Annotated in this window: 11 protein-coding genes and 1 pseudogene; 4 read left to right on the forward strand and 8 right to left on the reverse strand. The window is 39.3% G+C overall.

Annotated features, from left to right (window positions below):
- Positions 1-226 precede the first annotated feature (226 nt).
- Positions 227-1,300 (forward strand): AI-2E family transporter, encoded by a 1,074-nt coding sequence (locus AB7E63_RS03515; protein WP_039378073.1) that lies wholly within the window; start codon positions 227-229, stop codon positions 1,298-1,300.
- A 125-nt stretch (positions 1,301-1,425) separates the two neighbouring features.
- On the opposite strand, the pseudogene AB7E63_RS03520 reads toward AB7E63_RS03515, so the two are convergent.
- The 4 genes and pseudogenes from AB7E63_RS03520 to AB7E63_RS03535 form a co-directional block, all read right to left on the reverse strand.
- Positions 1,426-1,617, reverse strand: a pseudogene (locus AB7E63_RS03520) (CsbD family protein); the annotation flags it as partial.
- 55 nt (positions 1,618-1,672) lie between these two features.
- The gene (locus AB7E63_RS03525; RefSeq protein WP_006341226.1) at positions 1,673-2,185 is read right to left on the reverse strand and encodes a ferritin-like domain-containing protein; all 513 of its coding nucleotides are present in this window, start codon (positions 2,183-2,185) and stop codon (positions 1,673-1,675) included.
- 168 nt (positions 2,186-2,353) lie between these two features.
- Positions 2,354-2,908, reverse strand: coding sequence for a hypothetical protein (locus AB7E63_RS03530; protein ID WP_006341227.1), 555 nt, complete (start codon positions 2,906-2,908; stop codon positions 2,354-2,356).
- Positions 2,909-2,943: 35 nt separating this feature from the next.
- Positions 2,944-3,426 (reverse strand): BON domain-containing protein, encoded by a 483-nt coding sequence (locus tag AB7E63_RS03535; protein WP_006341228.1) that lies wholly within the window; start codon positions 3,424-3,426, stop codon positions 2,944-2,946.
- 293 nt (positions 3,427-3,719) lie between these two features.
- On the opposite strand from AB7E63_RS03535, the gene AB7E63_RS03540 reads away from it, so the two are divergent.
- Genes AB7E63_RS03540 through recD form a run of 3 tightly spaced genes read left to right on the forward strand, consistent with a single transcriptional unit; the run spans position 3,720 to position 12,431 of the window.
- A complete protein-coding gene (locus AB7E63_RS03540; RefSeq protein WP_006341229.1) occupies positions 3,720-7,154 on the forward strand; it encodes an exodeoxyribonuclease V subunit gamma in 3,435 nt (1,144 codons plus the stop codon).
- Positions 7,147-10,650, forward strand: a complete 3,504-nt coding sequence (locus AB7E63_RS03545) for a UvrD-helicase domain-containing protein (protein ID WP_006341230.1) — start codon at positions 7,147-7,149, stop codon at positions 10,648-10,650. The genes AB7E63_RS03540 and AB7E63_RS03545 overlap by 8 nt, the downstream gene beginning before the upstream one ends.
- Positions 10,638-12,431 (forward strand): exodeoxyribonuclease V subunit alpha, encoded by a 1,794-nt coding sequence (gene recD, locus AB7E63_RS03550; RefSeq protein ID WP_006341231.1) that lies wholly within the window; start codon positions 10,638-10,640, stop codon positions 12,429-12,431. The genes AB7E63_RS03545 and recD overlap by 13 nt, the downstream gene beginning before the upstream one ends.
- A gap of 7 nt (positions 12,432-12,438) precedes the next feature.
- Here recD and AB7E63_RS03555 read toward each other — a convergent pair whose 3' ends face one another.
- The 4 genes from AB7E63_RS03555 to AB7E63_RS03570 all read right to left on the reverse strand — a co-directional run bounded on the left by AB7E63_RS03555 (position 12,439) and on the right by AB7E63_RS03570 (position 18,337).
- Positions 12,439-13,455 carry a U-box domain-containing protein gene (locus AB7E63_RS03555; RefSeq protein WP_059360440.1) on the reverse strand — a complete coding sequence of 339 codons (1,017 nt, stop codon included), beginning with the start codon at positions 13,453-13,455 and terminating at the stop codon, positions 12,439-12,441.
- 17 nt (positions 13,456-13,472) lie between these two features.
- A complete protein-coding gene (locus AB7E63_RS03560) occupies positions 13,473-13,772 on the reverse strand; it encodes a hypothetical protein (RefSeq protein WP_284452483.1) in 300 nt (99 codons plus the stop codon).
- Between the two features lie 166 nt (positions 13,773-13,938).
- Positions 13,939-15,132, reverse strand: coding sequence for an efflux RND transporter periplasmic adaptor subunit (locus AB7E63_RS03565; protein WP_006340744.1), 1,194 nt, complete (start codon positions 15,130-15,132; stop codon positions 13,939-13,941).
- Positions 15,125-18,337 carry an efflux RND transporter permease subunit gene (locus AB7E63_RS03570; RefSeq protein WP_006340745.1) on the reverse strand — a complete coding sequence of 1,071 codons (3,213 nt, stop codon included), beginning with the start codon at positions 18,335-18,337 and terminating at the stop codon, positions 15,125-15,127. Before AB7E63_RS03570 ends, AB7E63_RS03565 begins: the two co-directional genes overlap by 8 nt.
- Positions 18,338-18,396: the final 59 nt, after the last annotated feature.

Here is an 18,396-nt window from a genome sequence, read left to right on the forward strand (position 1 = left end):
AAAATCTAATTTTTTTAAAGTTTTTTGAACTGTAATTAGCGTTTGTATAACAAAATAAGCTAGTACAGCAAAAACAATAACCGAAATAAAAATCATAATTTCTATAAACATAATAAAAACTAAATTAATTTCATTACCTAATCCATACTAAATAAAAGAAACCATGTCAACAAAATTAACTTAAAAAAAGATTGCGATTTTTTAACTGCTTTCTTATGTTGAAGATATGTGGTACAAATCATCATTCATTAAATACGCGACGAACATTCTTTTAGGATTGCTCATCCTTTTCCTATTCGTTAAGCTATTACCTTTTTTTTATCCGATTGTTCAATTCGTCGTCGCTTTCTTCAGCCCTCTGATCTTAGGAATTGTTCTGTATTATATGTTTAGACCTCTTGTCCAATACCTGACAAATCACCACATCCCTAGTGCCATCGCAATTAGCTCTATTTTTCTTATTTTGGGTGGGATCATTGCCAGCATCGCGACATTTCTGATTCCTACGATTATTACATCCCTTCAAGAAGTCACAACTTCACCCGCTCAAAAAATAGAGGAAGTCAAAGAAGCCACCATCAGCTTCCTGAATATTTTTAATTTAAACCTTTATTCTTATAATGAAGTTAAATCTCTTATTACTAATTTTTTAGAAAAAATACAGCAATTTGTTTTTGCTAATACGTATCTCATCATTTCAACCGCCACCCATATCGCCTTCATCTTTGTTCTTACTCCATTTTGTCTATTCTATCTATTGAAAGACGATCAAAAATTTTATGGTTGGACGATGGAAATGATTCCCCCGGTTTATCGTCCACAATGCGAAAAAATTTTTCATCATCTAGATAAAACGCTGCTCACATTTTTTAATGGACAAATTGTTGTAGCTGCCATTGTCTCTCTAATGGCTCTGATTGGCTTAGCCATCATCCAGATAGACAATTTGATTTTTTTGGCATTTTTAACCTTTCTATTGGGCTTGATCCCTTATTTAGGCACGCTTATCGCGATTATTCCTCCCACACTTGTGGGGCTCACCTCAAGCTATCTAATGGGTCTAACAGCCGCGATTGTGATGACTTCCATCCATTTGATTGAGGCAAACCTTATCACTCCTCACGTCATGATGAAACGCTTAGATGTTCATCCTCTCACGATTATTTTGCTTATCGTTGCAAGCTTTTCACTCTTTGGAGTAACAGGTCCTTTGTGGATAACACCGCTCTATGTATTTCTAAGAGAGATTTATACACAGCTCTCCCAACTTTATAGCCCTAAAGAGAATTTAAAGGACTAATGGTGAGAAAAGTCACCTTTTCTCACCATTACTGGTTCAGATTAGAATCGACGTTTTGATGATCCATGAGCATGTTCTTTTTCTTCATGTTCATGTTCGCTTGATTCGCTTGAATGACGGAATGCTTCTTCTAGATTCTGAACTTCTTTTTCAGCTCTATCTTTTGCCATTCCATATTTTTCTTGGAGTTTTCCAATCAACATTTCACGACGACCGTTGATTTTTGTTAACTCATCATCTGTAAGTTTTCCCCATTTTTCTTTGATTTTACCTTGTAATTGTTTCCATTGACCTTGAAGTGTGTCTTTGTTAACCATGATAACCTCCTGTTAATTTAGGGACATTTTAGGCAACATTCTTAACCATCTCCATTTAAGAGATATTCTTTGCACGCTTGTTAATTCCTGTCGTAAAAAATCCACCTTCCGCAATCACAGTCAGATGCTTATCGGCATTTCCTTCTTCTTCTAAAGATTCTTTAAGAAGTTCAGCAATATCGTATAACTCTAGCTGAGTTGCAAAAGTTTTGGCAACTCCATAGCCGGCGATTTCATAGTGCTCAATTCTCTGGGTTGCTCCAATTAAAGCTGCATCTTTTACAACGGAAGGCGCTTCATTTTGAATAATTTCATTTGCCTCATAAATCAGTCCTTCCATAGCTTCACAAGTTTCCTTAAAAGAATTTTCATTCAACATAGAAAAAATGCTGTCTAATCTGGCAACGTGTTTTTTTGTTTCACTCAAATGACGTTCCAAGGCTTCCTTGAGTTCTGGAGTTGTCGCGGCTTCTGCCATCTTAGGTAAGGCTTCAACTAGTTGATTTTCTGCACTATATAAATCACTGATCTCTTTTAGAAATAATCTATAAAAGGCATTTTGAGTCATATCTCCTCCCCATACTCAAATGATTCCTAAAAGCTTTAAGATAATTAAAACCGAAATGGGTATCCCCAATAGCCATAAAAGAATCATTCTTCCCATAATTTCCCCTTATTTTAATAAACCAAGGGCTGAAAACATATTCTAAAAGCACCTGTTTTCAGCCATTCCCCATTAACTTGAACGTTCACTTTTTTCGTACGAAGTCGAGATATCTTCAGCTCCTTCCTTTCTAAGGAGTTCTGAAGCCCGGTCAACATCTTCAGCATTGTTTGTATGTACACTAATCAATATGCCCCCAGCTTTTAGGCTGTTTTCATATCTTTTTGCTTCATATTCTGGAATACCCATTCCAACAAGCGCTCCGATTAACATGCCCAACGAACCTCCAATGCCGCTTCCAGCCAGGGCTGCCATAATCGGACCTGCTGCAATAAAAGGTCCTAGGCCAGGGATGGCTAATGCACCAATACCCGCCAAAATCCCTATCGAACCACCAATAATGCCTCCTGAGACAGCTCCTGTAGCCGCTCCTTCAGGGGCTTTAGTGTGCTTTTCATGTCCGATCGCCCCCTTATTCGTACTGACATCTGTTAATTTGCCCTCATGTGTACGATCTGCAAAGAGTACAGAAATTTCATCTGTATCAAAGCCAGAAGCCTGCAATTTTTGCACAATTCTCTGTGCTTGACTTTCATTTTTAGCGAGACCAAATACAGCCTTTGTCATAATAGCCTCCTGCAAAAAATTAAATTTTTAATCGATTATTTCTCAGCATTCTGAAGAACTTCGAGCTGATTATCCACTTTTGTCACTCCAGGAATAAGCGAAACAATTCTTTCAATTGCTTCTTTTTCAGCTGCGCTATTCACAGGTCCACGAAGAGTCACAACGCCATTCGCAGTAATGACTTTGATGTTTTTTGCATAGGTCGACAAAATCTTGTTCTCTACCAATGCTTTTCGAATACTTTGTAAAGTGATACGATCACCTACGCTTTCCGACTGATCAAAAGGTGTTAAGGCTCCTTCAATTCGATCACGTACATTGCGACTGGTGTTATCCGCATCATCGGATGCTCTACGATCTTGCAAATTACGGTTTGTATTCGTCTCTGAAGGAGCCGCATCTAGTATTGAGCTGTTTTGCTGAGTCGGAGACTTAGGGGGAGGTGGATTGGTAACGTGTTGCTCACATCCAACTAGCATGATTGAAAGAGCGGGAAGAATAAGTAATTTAGATTTCATCTTTATCTCCTTGTAGAGGTTTAATAAAATTAATTAACTATTCTGCTTATGATTTTTATACTGATAACAGATGAAGTGTAGGTGAGTAATATAAGATGATGTTCAAATCGGTAGCGATTTAAAATCGTTTATGAACTTATAATTTCAGAATATTAAATAAAATTATTTGTGTAAATTAAAAAAAATTAAATCTCTTTTAATAAAAGGAAAATAATTCCCTTTTCCCTAAAGAGATCATTGGGTTTTAATCATTTAATGTTTATGATAAAAGCTCTTTGATCAATGAGAAATTTATGATCCATCATTCTGAACATCATGTATTTTTTAGTAACCAAGTCGAATTGCTCATTCACCCCCTAAAGCAGCAATTACTTGGAGCCCACCCATTTTGTCGTCGCTTAATCATTGTACCCAGCCCCGCCATGAAATCTTGGGTCATGTTTAAAATGGCAGAGGAGTCTGGCATTGCGATGGGATTTGAAACCATTTATCTTGATCAAGGCATCCAACGCCTATACCAGCTCATTGAACCAAATCAAACCTTAGCTAATCATCCTTCTTCATTTGAACTCACTTTAGCCCTAGAGGTAGAAGTTCGACAGATTCTCATGCGTTGTGAAAGCTTGAGCTCTGAGGAGCACGAGTTGTGGAAGCCGCTATTTGGCTACTTAAGATTCTCTCCATCAATCAAAACTCTATCTCTTAAAGGAGAAAAAAGACTCATTTCATTAGTGGAAAAATTGGCTGGTCTCTTTTTGGAATATGGGATTGCCGGTGGAGAAGCTCTAGAAGCTTGGCGACAAGCCCCCCCTTCTTCTTGGCAGGTTTACTTGTGGAAAAAAATTTTTGAAAGAGGAAATGCCTATAATTGGACATATCCTTATCACTATCTCAACCAAATCTCCATTCCTGAAAAACGGATCGATCAACTTCAAGTCCATCTATTCGCGATGAGCTATCTTCCCGCTCTGTATCACAATTTTTTGCAAAAAATTGCACAAGCCATTTCTGTTTCTTTCTATTTGCTATCCCCTTGCGAAGCTTTTTGGAGCGATGCCTGCTCGGATAAAGAAAGTAAAAGAATGCAACGTTATTGGAAAAAACAAGATGCTCCAGAAGCTCAACAAGTAGCCTTAGAAGAACTCTTGCGAGATAAAAACCCTCTATTAGCCAATTTTGGACGTCTTGGTCGTGAAATGGCTGTTGCTGTAGAGGATTCCAATGTTCGAACCTCGGCCTGCTATACACTTCCTGCACGTGCGCTGGATTTTCCCTGCTACGAAGAAAGCATCACATCCGATATTCTTCTCCACTCCTCTGATAGACCCTATTTAACCTTACTGCAAGCCGTTCAAACGGATATGGTGCTTTTTAGAAATCCCGATCATACACCTCCGTTGGATCTCTCCGAAAATGATTCCACCATTCAAATCCACGCCACCCCTTCTCTGTTACGTGAAGTACAGATTTTGCACGATAATTTGATTCGCCTCATTCACAATGCCCCTAAAGAAAATCCTCTCTCTCCAAATGAATGGGTCGTCATGGCTCCCGACATTCGCATATATGCGCCTTTTATCAAAATGGTATTCAGCAATCCCAACAGCCCTCTTGATTACAAAATGATGGATGCCGAACTCCCCGAACAAAATTTGTATATCCAAAGCTTTTTGCACTTGCTAAAGCTGTCCTCCTCTCGTTGGGACACTGTTTCCTTACTCACATTATTTGATTACCTCCCATTTCGAAACAAATGGGGACTTCATTTTGAAGATATCGATCAAATTCGCACGTGGATTAAGGAAACGGGCATACGGTGGGGAATGGATATTGCGCATCGTCAGATGATTCTCAAACAAGACCACTGTGCTCATACTCTTGTCGATGAAAATCCTGCGGGGACTTGGGAGCACGGATTCCAAATGCTTCTAAAAGGTCTTATTTTAGAAGAAAACGATACTATTTTATCTGTTGACATTACGCAAAGCACCCTTTTGGGAAAATGGATTTATATTGTCCGTTCTCTCCATCAAGATTTAATCCCTCTCAATGATGGATCTGAACGCACAATCCAAGAGTGGGGAACTTATTTACAACATCTGTCCAATTTTTATCTCCTTCCAGAGCTTTCTGAACATCAAGAATTATTGGAACACCTACTTCACCCTTTTTTTAAAGGCTTTTTGCCGCAACACACGTTTTCATTCAAAACAATCCAACCTATCTTGCTTTCTTTATTCAAAAAAGAAGATGTTTCTTACCGAGAAACCTCCTTACGTGCTGTTAAGTTTTGCTCCATGCTCCCGATGCGAGCCATTCCGGCAAAAGGCATTGCATTATTAGGTTTAGAAGAAGGCGCCTTCCCTCGATTTTTGCCAGAATCCTCCCTGCATCTTTTAGCTTTTCATCCACAGGCGGATTACTCTCCTTCGCAAATTGACTTTGATCGTTATCTTTTTCTTGAAACGCTCACCTCTGCTCGGGAATACTTGTTGTTGAGCTACCAGGCTTTTTCTTCGACAGGAAAAGAGCAGCCTCCTTCCCTCCTTGTTCAAGAACTCATGAGCTATTTAGATAAAAGTTATCGTCTGGGAGACACATGTCCCTCCAAGCGATGTTTCTTTAAGCATCCGTTTCATGGATACAATCCGCAATATTTTGATAATTCCTCTCTCAATAGCTTTTCACAAGAGAATTACCGCTCTGCGCTTGCTAGCCTTAAAACCGAAAAAACCTCAAAACACTGCTTCATTCCTAAATTTCTTTCTTTGCGAACTCCTCTTTGCCTTGAAGAAGAACACATACTTGAAATTAGACAACTCATTGCCCTGGCACGCAATCCTTTTGAACATTATTTTAATAAGCGATTAGGCATTTACTTAGAAAAAGAGGAGTCGAGAAAAATCCCTGATGACGATCTCTTTTCGTTAACATCTCTTTCTAAGGCATCCTTAAAAAAAGAGGCTTTAAAACACCCTTTAGATGCTTTATTGACGCAGAATGAAATTAAAGGACGTCTTCCTTTCGGATATTTTAAAGCACTATCCTTAGATCAGCTCAAAAAAGAAATAGAACAAAATAAAAGCTTGTTGCTGAACTGTGGGATTGCCTTAGATCAGATTTTCCAAATTGAACTTACAGATGCCGTTTCCGAACCGACTCAAATTCACCCAGCATGCTGGCTTTTACCACCTCTAGAATTAACCTATCAAGTCGACAAAAGAATTAAAATTGTAGGAATTCTTCCAGAAGTTACCCCTCAAGGTCTTTTGGCTTTTATTCGCGATGAAAAAAAGGAAGTGATCAAAGCGTGGCCCGCCTATCTCATTCTCAATTGTCTTGCTAACGTCTATCCAGATATGTTTGGGAAACACCTAATTTTCGCCAAAAGTGGCAGCATTAAAGCGCCTTTTTTTGATCAGCCTTTCACACTCCTTGAACACTTTTTAGACTACTATTTTATTTGCCAAACACACGTCTCTCCCCTACTTCCTGAATGGATTCCCGACATGATAGAAAATCCAAAATCGTGCCAACTCAAAATCCAGAAAAGTTTAACGGGGCATTTTAGCCTCTATAATGACTATGTAAATTGGATGACAAGAGGAGATGTTGATTTAGACTATGTCTCGCTTGTCTCTGAATGGCAAGAATTAGCAACCGCTTACTTTTCTCCCATTTATACCCACTGGTATGCTACAAAACGCAGAGGAGATGCAGATGTTTGATGTACTCAATCGACAAGTCAACATTCATCATCATCATGTTCTAGAAGCCTCCGCTGGAACAGGTAAAACATTTTCTATTGAAAATATTATCGTACGTCTTCTTTTGGAAAATCCCCCTGTTACCATTCAAGAAATTTTAGTTGTCACTTTTACACGTGCCGCAACGCACGATCTTAAAGTCCGCATTAGGGAAAATATTGAAAAAGCCCTATCCTTTTTACAAGGCTTACTGCTTTCTCCTCATTATTGCTATCAAGAGGCACCAGATTATTTAAAAGCCATTCAGGGAAGGGATCCTGAAGAGATTAAAGAGATAAAAAAGCGGCTAGAACATGCACTTTTTGAATATGATCAAGCACAAATTTTTACTATTCACTCTTTCTGTCTTAGAACACTGAAAACCCATTTTTTTGAAGGCGATCTGGCTCTACACACACTCACGGAAAAAGAATCTCTCTCGCAGGCAGAAATCCTAAAAGTCATTCGCAACTTTTTTCGCACAGAGCTCAAACCCACAATCTATGGCCCCACACATTTTCAACTTTTACTTAAGCAGTATGAGCAATCAATAGAAAAGTTAGAAACGGCTTTGGTTAAAGTGATGACCCAAGGAATTCCACTCGCCCCTTCACCAAGTTTTGAAGAACAGTATGCTTTGTTTAAAAATGCCATGCTGCTTCTAAAAGATAGAGGATTTTCTTCTCACTCTATCTTAACCGATTTTCATACGCTTATTCCTTTATATAAAGGCTTAACGGATCGACAAAAAAGAATCAAAGCGGAAACCCTTTCCAAAGTTCAACTCTTTGCCTCCCTCTTTGATCAGGAAGAATGGTCCCTTCAAGATTATGAAAGTGTAATCGAAGATCAGCTATTTTTAGTGAAAGCACTAGATCCTTCTGCCTTAACTCAAAAGGCTCTTTCAGCACCTCCGCCCATTTTAATTTTACCCAATATGCTTTCTCTTCTTAAACGGCATTTAGAGCCACTTGTCAACCCCTTAAGCACATTCGCTAAACTCGCATACGATTGCCAAAAATTCCTAAAACACTATCAACAACAAGAAGAAAAATTTCGATTTGATGATCTCCTGCACAACATGCTGCAGGCATTGCAAGATCCCACATTTACAGAAAACATTCGTAATCAGTATCGAGCAGCTTTAATTGATGAATTTCAGGATACAGATCCGATTCAGTGGAAAATTTTCGAGTCTCTTTTTCTTCACGAAGCTTATTCTGGTTACCTGTATCTGGTAGGGGATCCCAAACAATCGATCTACGCGTTTAGACAAGCGGATATTTATACGTATCTTTCAGCGGCACAAGCTATTGGAGAAGATTACCGAGTTTCTTTAACAACCAACTATCGCTCTCATCCATCGCTTGTCCAAGGACTTAACGTTCTATTTGCACAAGAGAATGCTCCTGATTTCATCCATTTGCCAAAATGGCAAAAAACCTTGAATTATCAGCACGTACAAGCTGCAGATAAAACCTTTGGCAAAACATTAACGGATGAAATGGGATCCATTCATTTTATTTTGAGTGATCAAGAAAAACCCTCCTTGGATAGCCTTGAAGAAAAAGTGTACTTTCCATTCATCGCACAAGAAATTCAAAAGCTATGCCATCAAAATACATTTGAATATCAAGATTTTGCTGTACTTGTTGCCGATCGTTATCAAGCTCAGAGAATGTCAGATTATTTTAAAACTCTAAATATCCCCTCCCTGACCCAGCGCAATGCAAATCTTGCGGACTCCCCTGCAGTTCAGTGTTGGCAAGAAATTTTGCACGGCATTCTACATGCACGTCAAAGCAGTGCTTTGAAGATTGCTTTAGGAGGCAAAATTTTCGGATGGAATCATGAGGATATTCTCAGACTGGAAGATCCCTTTTTCTATGAGAAAACACTCGCAGAGATCTATTTTTTACGTAAAAAACTCCTTTCAGAAGGCTTTATAGCCTTTTACGATGCTTTAATGCACCATCAGTTGTTTCAAGATAGCCATACACTCATCGAAAAAATACTTCACCAAGAGAGCGGTGCGGACTTTTTGGACGAGCTCTGCCAAATTGCTGAGCTGCTCATTCAAAAGCAAAATGAAACACATTGCCCTCCTGAGGGATTAATTGCCTTTTTGGATGAATTTCCAATCTTGAAATTAAACGACGATGAAAGACTATACAAACAAGTCGATACACATCGAAAAGCCGTGCAGATTCTATCCTTGCATTCAAGCAAAGGATTGGAATTCGAAATTGTTTTTGTGCTTGGATTAACCAAGAAAAACCAAGCGCCTTCTCCACTGATTCCTCAATCCCAAGAAGGCTCTCAATCTATTTTACAAATGGTCTATGACCTGCAAGATCCTGCTTACATTGACTATTGTCAAGAATTAGACGCCGAAAAAATGCGTCAGCTCTATGTGGCTTTTACGAGAGCAAAATATCGTTTGTATGTCGCGGCATTGAGTCCTTATGAAAAGCAAACTGCTTATGGCTGTGCCTCGCCTATTGAGCTCTTTTTAGCAAAACTTGGACAACCTTCCTGCACATATGCGCAGCTTTACGAAAGAATCCATGCAAATTCAACGGAGTCTCTCATTTCTTTCATCGATGCCTTGGATAATTCCATTTCAATTACTTATACAATTGAAAGTCAAGTCACACCCCCTTGCTACGAAATGAACACGACGCCCTCTCCTATTCTGCTTCCTCCTCCAACCATTCACATTTCAGGGGAAATGCTGGCTATCTCATCTTTTTCTCAAATTTCAAAACAAATGGATCAAATCACACCTGTTTGGACCGAATCTCCTCCCCATCATTTTGATGCCTCTACTAAAAACCTTCATACGCTGCCTGCCGGCAACATAACAGGACTGCTCTTACACGAAATTTTAGAAAAATTTCCATTTGAAAAAGCTAACGATATGCAAAATCCCTCTGAAATGCGCTCCTGGATTACACCCTACGTGCAAAACACGGAGTTTCAGGACTGGGATCAAGTTTTGGCGGAAATGCTTTTTAATACATTAAAAACGCCTTTACCTTTTAAAGATGCGACTTTCGCTCTGCAAGATGTTCAGGAAACTAAAATTTTTAAAGAAGTGGAATTTCTTTATCCCTGCGAAAAAGGTCTCTTAGATCTCCATATTCCTGAAGGCTTTCTTAAAGGCGTAATCGATTTAATGTTTGAGCATGCGGGTAAATTTTATATGATTGACTGGAAATCCAACTGGCTAGGACCTAATTTGCAAGCCTATTCCACAACTTCCTTACAGCAATCGATGCACCAACACCATTATCACCTTCAAAGTGCCATTTATGTGGAATCCTTAAAGCGCTATCTTAAACTATTTAATCAATTTGACTTTAAAGCGAATTTTGGAGGGATTTATTACCTGTTTCTTAGAGGCTTAGATATTGAAGAGGGTCAACTATTCGGTTTTTATGCATTGCCAGAAGGAAAATTCTTATGCACAAATTAGTTCCCCACTGGTCAACTTTAAATGCCTTATTAGAATTAGAGATTTTACCCTATGAAGCCTATGCTGTTGCTAAGCTCAGTGTAGAACATGAAGCTCCCGCAGCCTTCATCTGCCACCTCCTTTTATCAACTCAAAATGGTCATCTCTGCACACGGATAAAGCAGGATGTGGTTTCCCCTTCTATCGATGAGGTATGGATTGGTGAACCTCACCAAAAAGAGCTGATTGAACCACTTCTTCTACATCTTTTAGATCTTGTGAAAGAGGCTGTCCAAAAAAGATCGGACGACTTATCCCAAATCATTTACCGAAGGGAACATGCCTACTATCTTCAAAAGCATTGGCAACAAGAAACCTTGTGGATCAACTGCGTAAAAAAAGTGCTTATGCCAGCTAATCAGTGGATAGATTCGGATGCCATTCAAACTGAAGTTTCTCATTTAATTGACAATCAAAAACTTCTTCCCGAGCAGGCACAAGCCATTCTAAAAGCTGCACAACAAAATCTGCTTTTAATTTGTGGAGGACCTGGCACTGGAAAAACTTACACCGCGGGTCAATTGATTAAAACGTTATGGAATCACTTGCCCCCCGAAAAACAAAAAACCTTTCAAATTGCGTTAGCAGCCCCCACAGGAAAAGCCGCTTCCAATTTACAAAATAGTTTAGCAAAGGCAACTGAAAATCTTCCAAATTGGGAAATCCCTAAAGCCAAAACCTTGCATGCTCTGCTAAATATCATCCCATATAAATATGCCAAAAAAAGAAGTTTTTCACCTTTAGCTGCCGATCTCATTCTAATTGATGAAAGTTCCATGATCGATTTACCCATGATGATTCAGCTTTTTTCTTCTTTAAAACCTTCTGCAAAATTGATTTTATTAGGAGATCACCATCAATTGCCAGCGGTAGGAATAGGAAGTCCGTTTAGAGATTTACGCACATATATGCAAAACAAATCGGAATATGCAGATCAAGTCGTTGAACTTAAAACATGCTTAAGAGCTGAATTAAAAGGGATTTTAGATTTTGCAGAGACCGTGAAATCTGGTGATGCGTCAGGCGCCTTAACCCTTCTTGAAAATGCACATTTGCAAGGTATTGAAAAAGTATTTCTGGATGAAAAAATGTCTCTTTCCAATTTTTATACGTTTTTTTTGGAAAAGACGGCACCTTTTTTCTCGTTTGACAATATCCAGAATAGATCCCCAGAGGAGCTTTTGACGGTTTTTAATCGCGTTCGCATTTTATCTCCTCTACGCAAGGGTCCCTTTGGAATTGAAACACTTAATCACCTTCTTTTAGAAAGATTTATGCAAAACCACTCGACTCTTTCTCCCTTTGTCGCTCCGATTTTGCTGACGAAGAACGATCATAAATCTGAATTATTTAATGGGGAAATCGGTGTGTTAGTACGCTTACAAAAAAATGAAGGATTACAACCAGGAGACTACGCACTTTTTCCCTGCAAAGCAAAGGATGGCTCGGAGACCATTCGACGCATTCCAGCTTTGTTACTTCCTCAATTTGAATATGCCTATTGCTTATCCGTACACAAAAGCCAGGGTAGTGAATTTGATCAAATTTTTCTCATGCTTCCTTCTGGATCAGAAGTTTTTGGCAGAGAAATTTTATATACAGCTGTCACGCGAGCAAAAAAGTATTTGCAGATTTGGACCGATCCAAATACGTTTACAATGACATTAAAACAAACTTCCAAACGCCTTTCAAGCTTCGTTGAAAGAATGGATGACTTAGCTGAACCAAATCATCCATCATGATGATCAATTACGTATTGATTTCGTACATATGCTTGCCATCATAATATTCATCAGGTTTTTTTTTATCATATGCCCATTGCAAATGCTTTTTCGCTTCTTTGTCCCACTCCTTTTTTAAAAGGTCTTGGCACTTTACATCAATGTCGTCCGGTTTAACACCAAATTCATGGCATAAAAAAGCAAATTTTTCCAAGAGAATATGGAGGCATTGACTTTCTTTCTTTCGTTTTCTAGTCAGTTCATTCATCCAATTTTCCATGGCATAATCTCTATCAATGGTCAAATCCATCATCAAGTTATTTAAACCCGCTCTCACTTGTGGATGAAGACTACTCGAATTAAAATTATTCATTTCATTTAAAATAGCGTCTGCTACTTTAGCTGCCATTTTATAATCATAAACGAGGTCTTTTTCTTCAAAATCACAAATTCTAAAAGGAGATCCAAGTGCACTTTTCGGTTTCGTTCTTAGCCATTGTAAAATGGCTTTTTCTTCATAAACTCTTCCATCAGGAGCTCTCACAGGCTTTTCAAACAAAGTCCCCTCAATTTGACAGCACAATTCCATTAAATTTTCTCTACCACCAATAAAATCATTAAAAGCTTTTTTAATGCTTTCCTTGATTAATTCTGCTTTCCATTCCTGAAACTGGGTACTCTTTTTGAAAATGATATATGTTGACACACATGTGGCACTTGCACCAGCCGTAATGCCCATTATTCCGCCCCCTACACTACCTGCAGCCGCACCTATTGCCGCTCCAATGGGCCCTCCTACAGCAAAACCTATTCCTCCTCCAGCCCCACCTCCTCCGAGAGCACCTGCAGCACCTCCCCCAGCAATTAAACCTACACCTACTGCTACTGCAGCTACACGTGATTTGTTTTTTTTAAACTTGGTTGCAGATGCATATGATAGTAGGCTATACTTTCCCTTAATATCAGGAATAAGAGGTTTCGCTTCATTGTTAACCGGATCAAGGATGATAGGTTCTTGACGGGTTGGTTCTGACAAAACTTTCATATTTTTCCCCTTTATTTTTAGTACCAAATAATTGTATATCTTATCATTTCTAACTGAGTAACATCTTTTATAAATTGATGTAGTTTGTATGCTTTATTTTGAGAATCAAAACAAATTTTGCGATCATGATAAAGCCGCATTCCAATGGGAACCATCAATAATCCCCCCGAAAGAATGATTAGAGCAAAAACAGCTCCCACCTTCACTCTAGCGCCAACGCCGTACATTTTTTTGTCAATTTCTTGAACACTCATTTCTCTAAAATGTTGTTGAGCAGCTTGGGATCTGGCGGATAGATTAAATAAATTAAGAGACATATAAACTCCTTAAAAAAAATTAAAAATTATTTATTTTTTTCCGGATTTATATAACAAGGCTTGAATTTATATGCAAAAGATTTAAATTTAATTTCGCAGAAATAAATTTTAAACATCTAATTTTTAAAATATTAGATGTTTAAAAAATTTTAGGTCAGAAGATATGCTATTTTCTCTCAGAAACGACGATCACTTTGACGCCCTCCCGAATCTTTTCCGTAGGATTAATAATCAAATGGTCATTGTCTTGCAGCCCTTCTGTTACCTCAAGTGTCTTACCAAAATCACGTCCCACCTTGATTTGCCTGATATGTGCAATCCCATTTTGATCAACAACTCCCATCTGTGGGCCATCAGCTCGAAGGATCAAGGCATCTGAAGGAACAATAAAGGAGTCCTTTTCGGGTTTCATTTTAAAATGCACTTCCGCATAAAGTCCGTTAAAAATTTCCCCATTAGGATTTTCTACATCAACCTCTGTACGCATTGTGCGAGCGATAGGATCCAATGCTTTGGCAAACCGCACGACTTTTCCTTGATAAACTTTATCTGGAAATTCTCGTATCACTACATCTGCTAACATATTATCCATAATTTGCCTAACAAATGACTGGGGAACATCAACAAAAAAACGGATCACTCGCATTTCTGCAATTTGAAAGAGTTCCTGAGGGTTGCTTCCACTGCTACCAGCTGTGATGAGTGTCCCCACATCTACATCGCGTTTGATGATTGTGCCTGTGAATGGAGCATAGATCTTCTTGAATTGCTGAATGTAGCGCAACCTTTCTACATTTTTCCTGAAGGACACTACATCAGCCTTAGATGACTCATAGGTCAATCGACGCTCATCAACTTCTTGTCCTGGTACAGCCTCAGAATTTTTCTTATAGAGTGTTTCCCAGCGGTTTTTGCTAATTTCTGCCAGATCCATTTTGGCTATCGCACTATTAAGATCGGCAATGGCTTGATCTAATTGTTGATCCACTTCAGGGGTATCGATATCGGCCAAGAGATCGCCTTCTTTGACGTGATCTCCTATATCAACGTAATATTGTATCAAATACCCATTTGTTCTCGCCCAAAGGGGGGTAATATGAAAGGCTTCTGCCGAGCTGGGCAAAACAAGATCGATTAATTGACTTTCAGGTTTCATAACCATAATGGTCACTTTGGGAATGTCGATCGCATTTGCACGGACATCATTCGCACTTTGCTGCCTTAGCCTTGGTATCCACCCACTTAAAAAAAGAAGAAATAAAAGCCCACAGAGTCCTAAGACGATTAAAAAGCGTTTAAAAAAGCTTGTTGGAGGTCTTTCGCCTATAGGGCAATCTTCGGGATCATCAGGTTTATTCATCGTCTTCACTACTCACATCTTCGTGTTTTGGTGGAACATAAGCTTCTTGCTCTGCATTGATGTATGGATTAGGTTTTTTGCGTAATAGAGAAAATATGACGGGAACAAAAAATAGCGTTGTAAAGGTAGCCATTAGCAATCCTCCAATGACAGCACGGCCCAAAGGAGCATTCTGTTCTCCTCCTTCTCCTAATCCAAAAGCCATTGGTAGCATCCCAACAACCATGGCTAGGGCTGTCATCATCACAGGTCTTAGTCGTGTAGTACACGCAGATAACGCTGCCTGCACATTGGTTTTACCCTCTTTCATTAAAAAGTTTGCAAATGTTACCACTAAAATACTGTTCGCAATGGCCACCCCAATACTCATAATGGTTCCCATTAAAGATGGAATGCTAAACGTGGTTCGTGTTAAAAATAGCATCCAAATAATTCCGGATATAGAGCCTGGAAGCGCCATAACAATAATGAATGGATCGAGCCAAGATTGAAAGTTAATCACCATGATGAAATACACAAGCATAATGGCAAAAATAAAACCAATCCCTAAGCGAAAAAATGCTGTTTCCATATCCACAACAAGCCCTTTTGCCACAATCTCATTTCCGGGCTTCATCTTTTTATTATATTCTTGAATGATTTTTTCAATATCTGTTGCAACACCTCCCAAGTCACGCCCATACACATTTGCATAAACATCATAAACTGGCTGAATGTTCAAATGATTTTCAACTCCAACCGTGGATCTTCTTTCCACAGTTGCCAGATTGCTTAGCAATTGCGATTGCTGAGTCAAGGGACTTGAAACGGGCATTCGCATCACTTCATCGAGGGAATTAACTTGATATTTGGGCAACTGTACCGCAATCAGATAAGGGATACCTTGTACGCGATCTAGCCAAAAGTTGGGTGTAACAACTGTGCTCGTACTATATGTATTCAAAACATCGTTTACAATATCACGTTGTGTAATTCCAACTTTATCTAAAAGCGTGCGGTCAACATTCAAGAAAAATTCAGGCTGATCCAAAATCTGATGTAAATGCACATCTACAGCACCCGGGACGCGCGATATTTTCTGAACAAGTTCTTTGGCAATTTCGATGTTATGAGCTTTATCATAGCCAATAACTCGCACGTCTATTGGAGTAGGTAAACCAAAATTCAGGATCTGACTGACCATATCCGCTGGCTGAAAATAAAACAGTAAATCACTAAACTTCTCATTTAAATGCTTTCGCAGCATTTGCATGTACTCTTGTGTGCTATGCTGCCGATCGGTCTTCAAAGCAACTAATATCTCTCCATCTGATGTTCCTAAAGTCGCATTATCTCCAAACGCCAAACTATAGGGCTCGGAAGCCAGCCCAATGTTATCAATCATCATGGCAATTTCAGACGGTGGAATCACTTTCTTGATTTCATCTTCTACTCGGCCAAAAATTTCTTCGGTGACTTCTATTCGAGTCCCAGAGCGTGCTTTCACATGTAAGCGCAATTGATTCGCATCCACACTAGGGAAAAAGTCTCTTCCGATGAAAGGCAGAATCATTAGCGCACTCAAAAAAAGAAGGCTAAATAAAAGACATACGGTTCCACGGTGCTCCAAGGCCCAATGTAAAGCCTTTGCGTATTGATGCCTCAACCGATGGAAACCTTCTTCAAATTTGACATGCTGCCGATCCAACCAAGTGCGCGGCCCTCCACCAGTGTAAAGATATATCTCGGCAGGCAGCATAAAATTAATCATGACTGGTACAAGAGTTCGTGATAAAAAATAGGAGGCGGAAACGGCAAAAACCACAGCTAATGCAAAAGGAACAAACAGAAATTTAGAAGGGCCTGTCAAGAGGACTACGGGTATAAATACAATGCAGATGGAAAGAGTCGATACGAAAGCAGGAATAGCAACCTGATGCGATCCATCCAACACAGCATGTAATAAGTCTTTCTTTCCGATTTCTATGTTTCGGTGAATGTTTTCAATAGTTACAGTGGCATCATCCACCAGAATTCCAATTGCCAATGCCAATCCCCCCAATGTCATCACATTCAAGGTATGACCAATTAAGCTTAAAAAAATAATTGAAGTTAAGATAGACAAAGGAATCGAAATCAGCACAATGAGTGTGCTACGCCAACTGCCTAAAAAAACCAACATCATCATTCCCGTTAACAAAGCAGCTAAAGCACCTTCTTCGAGAACACTAGCAATGGCGCGTCTAACAAAAACAGATTGGTCAAAGAGTAAATTGATCTCCATTCCCTTGGGAGCTGCCGCTCGAATGGTTGGCAAAAAATCCCAAACGGCCCCCACAATATCGAGTGTTGACGCTGCCCCATTTTTAAGAATCGTCATTAAAACAGCTCGATGTCCATCTTCACGTACGATATTTGTCTGAGGTGCAAAACCATCGTGCGCATATCCAACATCACGCAAATAAACAACAGCGTTATCAACCACCTTGATGGGAATATCATTAAAATTAGAGACCAAATCGGGAGTATTATTCATGTTTAAGCGATAATCGATATCCCCAATACGCGCATCCCCCGTGGGCAGAGTGACAACCTGATTGGTAACTGCCGTATTGATATCTCGTGCAGAAATGCCCTTTGCTTGCATCGCTTCGGGATTCACATCCACCATGGCCTGTCTGACTTTTCCTCCATAAGGTGTTGGAAGAGTCGTTCCTGGTATCGTAGCTAATCCTTGTCGAATACGGAAATTTCCGTAGTCATATAATTCCGATTCAGTATGGATCTGACTTGAAAGAATCATTTGCACGAGAGGAACGGTATTGGCATAAAAACGCAAAATAATGGGCGGCAGTATGCCTGTAGGCAATCGCCTCAAAATAGATTGAGAAACAGCTGTCGCCTGAGCTACAGCCGTTTGAACTTCGGCACCAGGATGAAAATACAAGCGGATAATCCCAATCCCATCCACCGTTTGAGACTCAATTCGCTCGACATCGTTAACGTTATTGGATAGTGAATATTCACTATAAGTTGTCACACGTTGTGCAAATTCTTCTGCAGGAAGTCCCGTATAAGACCAAATGACACTCACAACGGGAATATCCAAATTGGGAAAAATATCTTTGGGTGTGACAAATGAAAATACACTTCCTAAAATCGTAATAAGAAGAGCGACAACTACAAAAGTATAGGGACGCCTAAGCGCAAGGGTAACAATCCACATAAATCAAAAATAGCATTTGTCAATCAAAGGTCTTTTTCTTACATATAGATATCTAATTA

Source organism: Parachlamydia sp. (assembly GCF_050255895.1).
GTDB lineage: Bacteria > Chlamydiota > Chlamydiia > Chlamydiales > Parachlamydiaceae > Parachlamydia > Parachlamydia acanthamoebae.

Bases quoted from the DNA above. Each gene is read 5' to 3' on its own strand.
- AB7E63_RS03540 (WP_006341229.1), top strand. From the start codon at position 3,720: ATGATCCATCATTCTGAACATCATGTATTTTTTAGTAACCAAGTCGAA.
- AB7E63_RS03530 (WP_006341227.1), bottom strand. From the start codon at position 2,908: ATGACAAAGGCTGTATTTGGTCTCGCTAAAAATGAAAGTCAAGCACAG.
- AB7E63_RS03515 (WP_039378073.1), top strand. From the start codon at position 227: ATGTGGTACAAATCATCATTCATTAAATACGCGACGAACATTCTTTTA.
- AB7E63_RS03560 (WP_284452483.1), bottom strand. From the start codon at position 13,772: ATGTCTCTTAATTTATTTAATCTATCCGCCAGATCCCAAGCTGCTCAA.
- AB7E63_RS03555 (WP_059360440.1), bottom strand. From the start codon at position 13,455: ATGAAAGTTTTGTCAGAACCAACCCGTCAAGAACCTATCATCCTTGAT.
- recD (WP_006341231.1), top strand. From the start codon at position 10,638: ATGCACAAATTAGTTCCCCACTGGTCAACTTTAAATGCCTTATTAGAA.
- AB7E63_RS03525 (WP_006341226.1), bottom strand. From the start codon at position 2,185: ATGACTCAAAATGCCTTTTATAGATTATTTCTAAAAGAGATCAGTGAT.
- AB7E63_RS03570 (WP_006340745.1), bottom strand. From the start codon at position 18,337: ATGTGGATTGTTACCCTTGCGCTTAGGCGTCCCTATACTTTTGTAGTT.
- AB7E63_RS03535 (WP_006341228.1), bottom strand. From the start codon at position 3,426: ATGAAATCTAAATTACTTATTCTTCCCGCTCTTTCAATCATGCTAGTT.
- AB7E63_RS03545 (WP_006341230.1), top strand. From the start codon at position 7,147: ATGTTTGATGTACTCAATCGACAAGTCAACATTCATCATCATCATGTT.
- AB7E63_RS03565 (WP_006340744.1), bottom strand. From the start codon at position 15,132: ATGAATAAACCTGATGATCCCGAAGATTGCCCTATAGGCGAAAGACCT.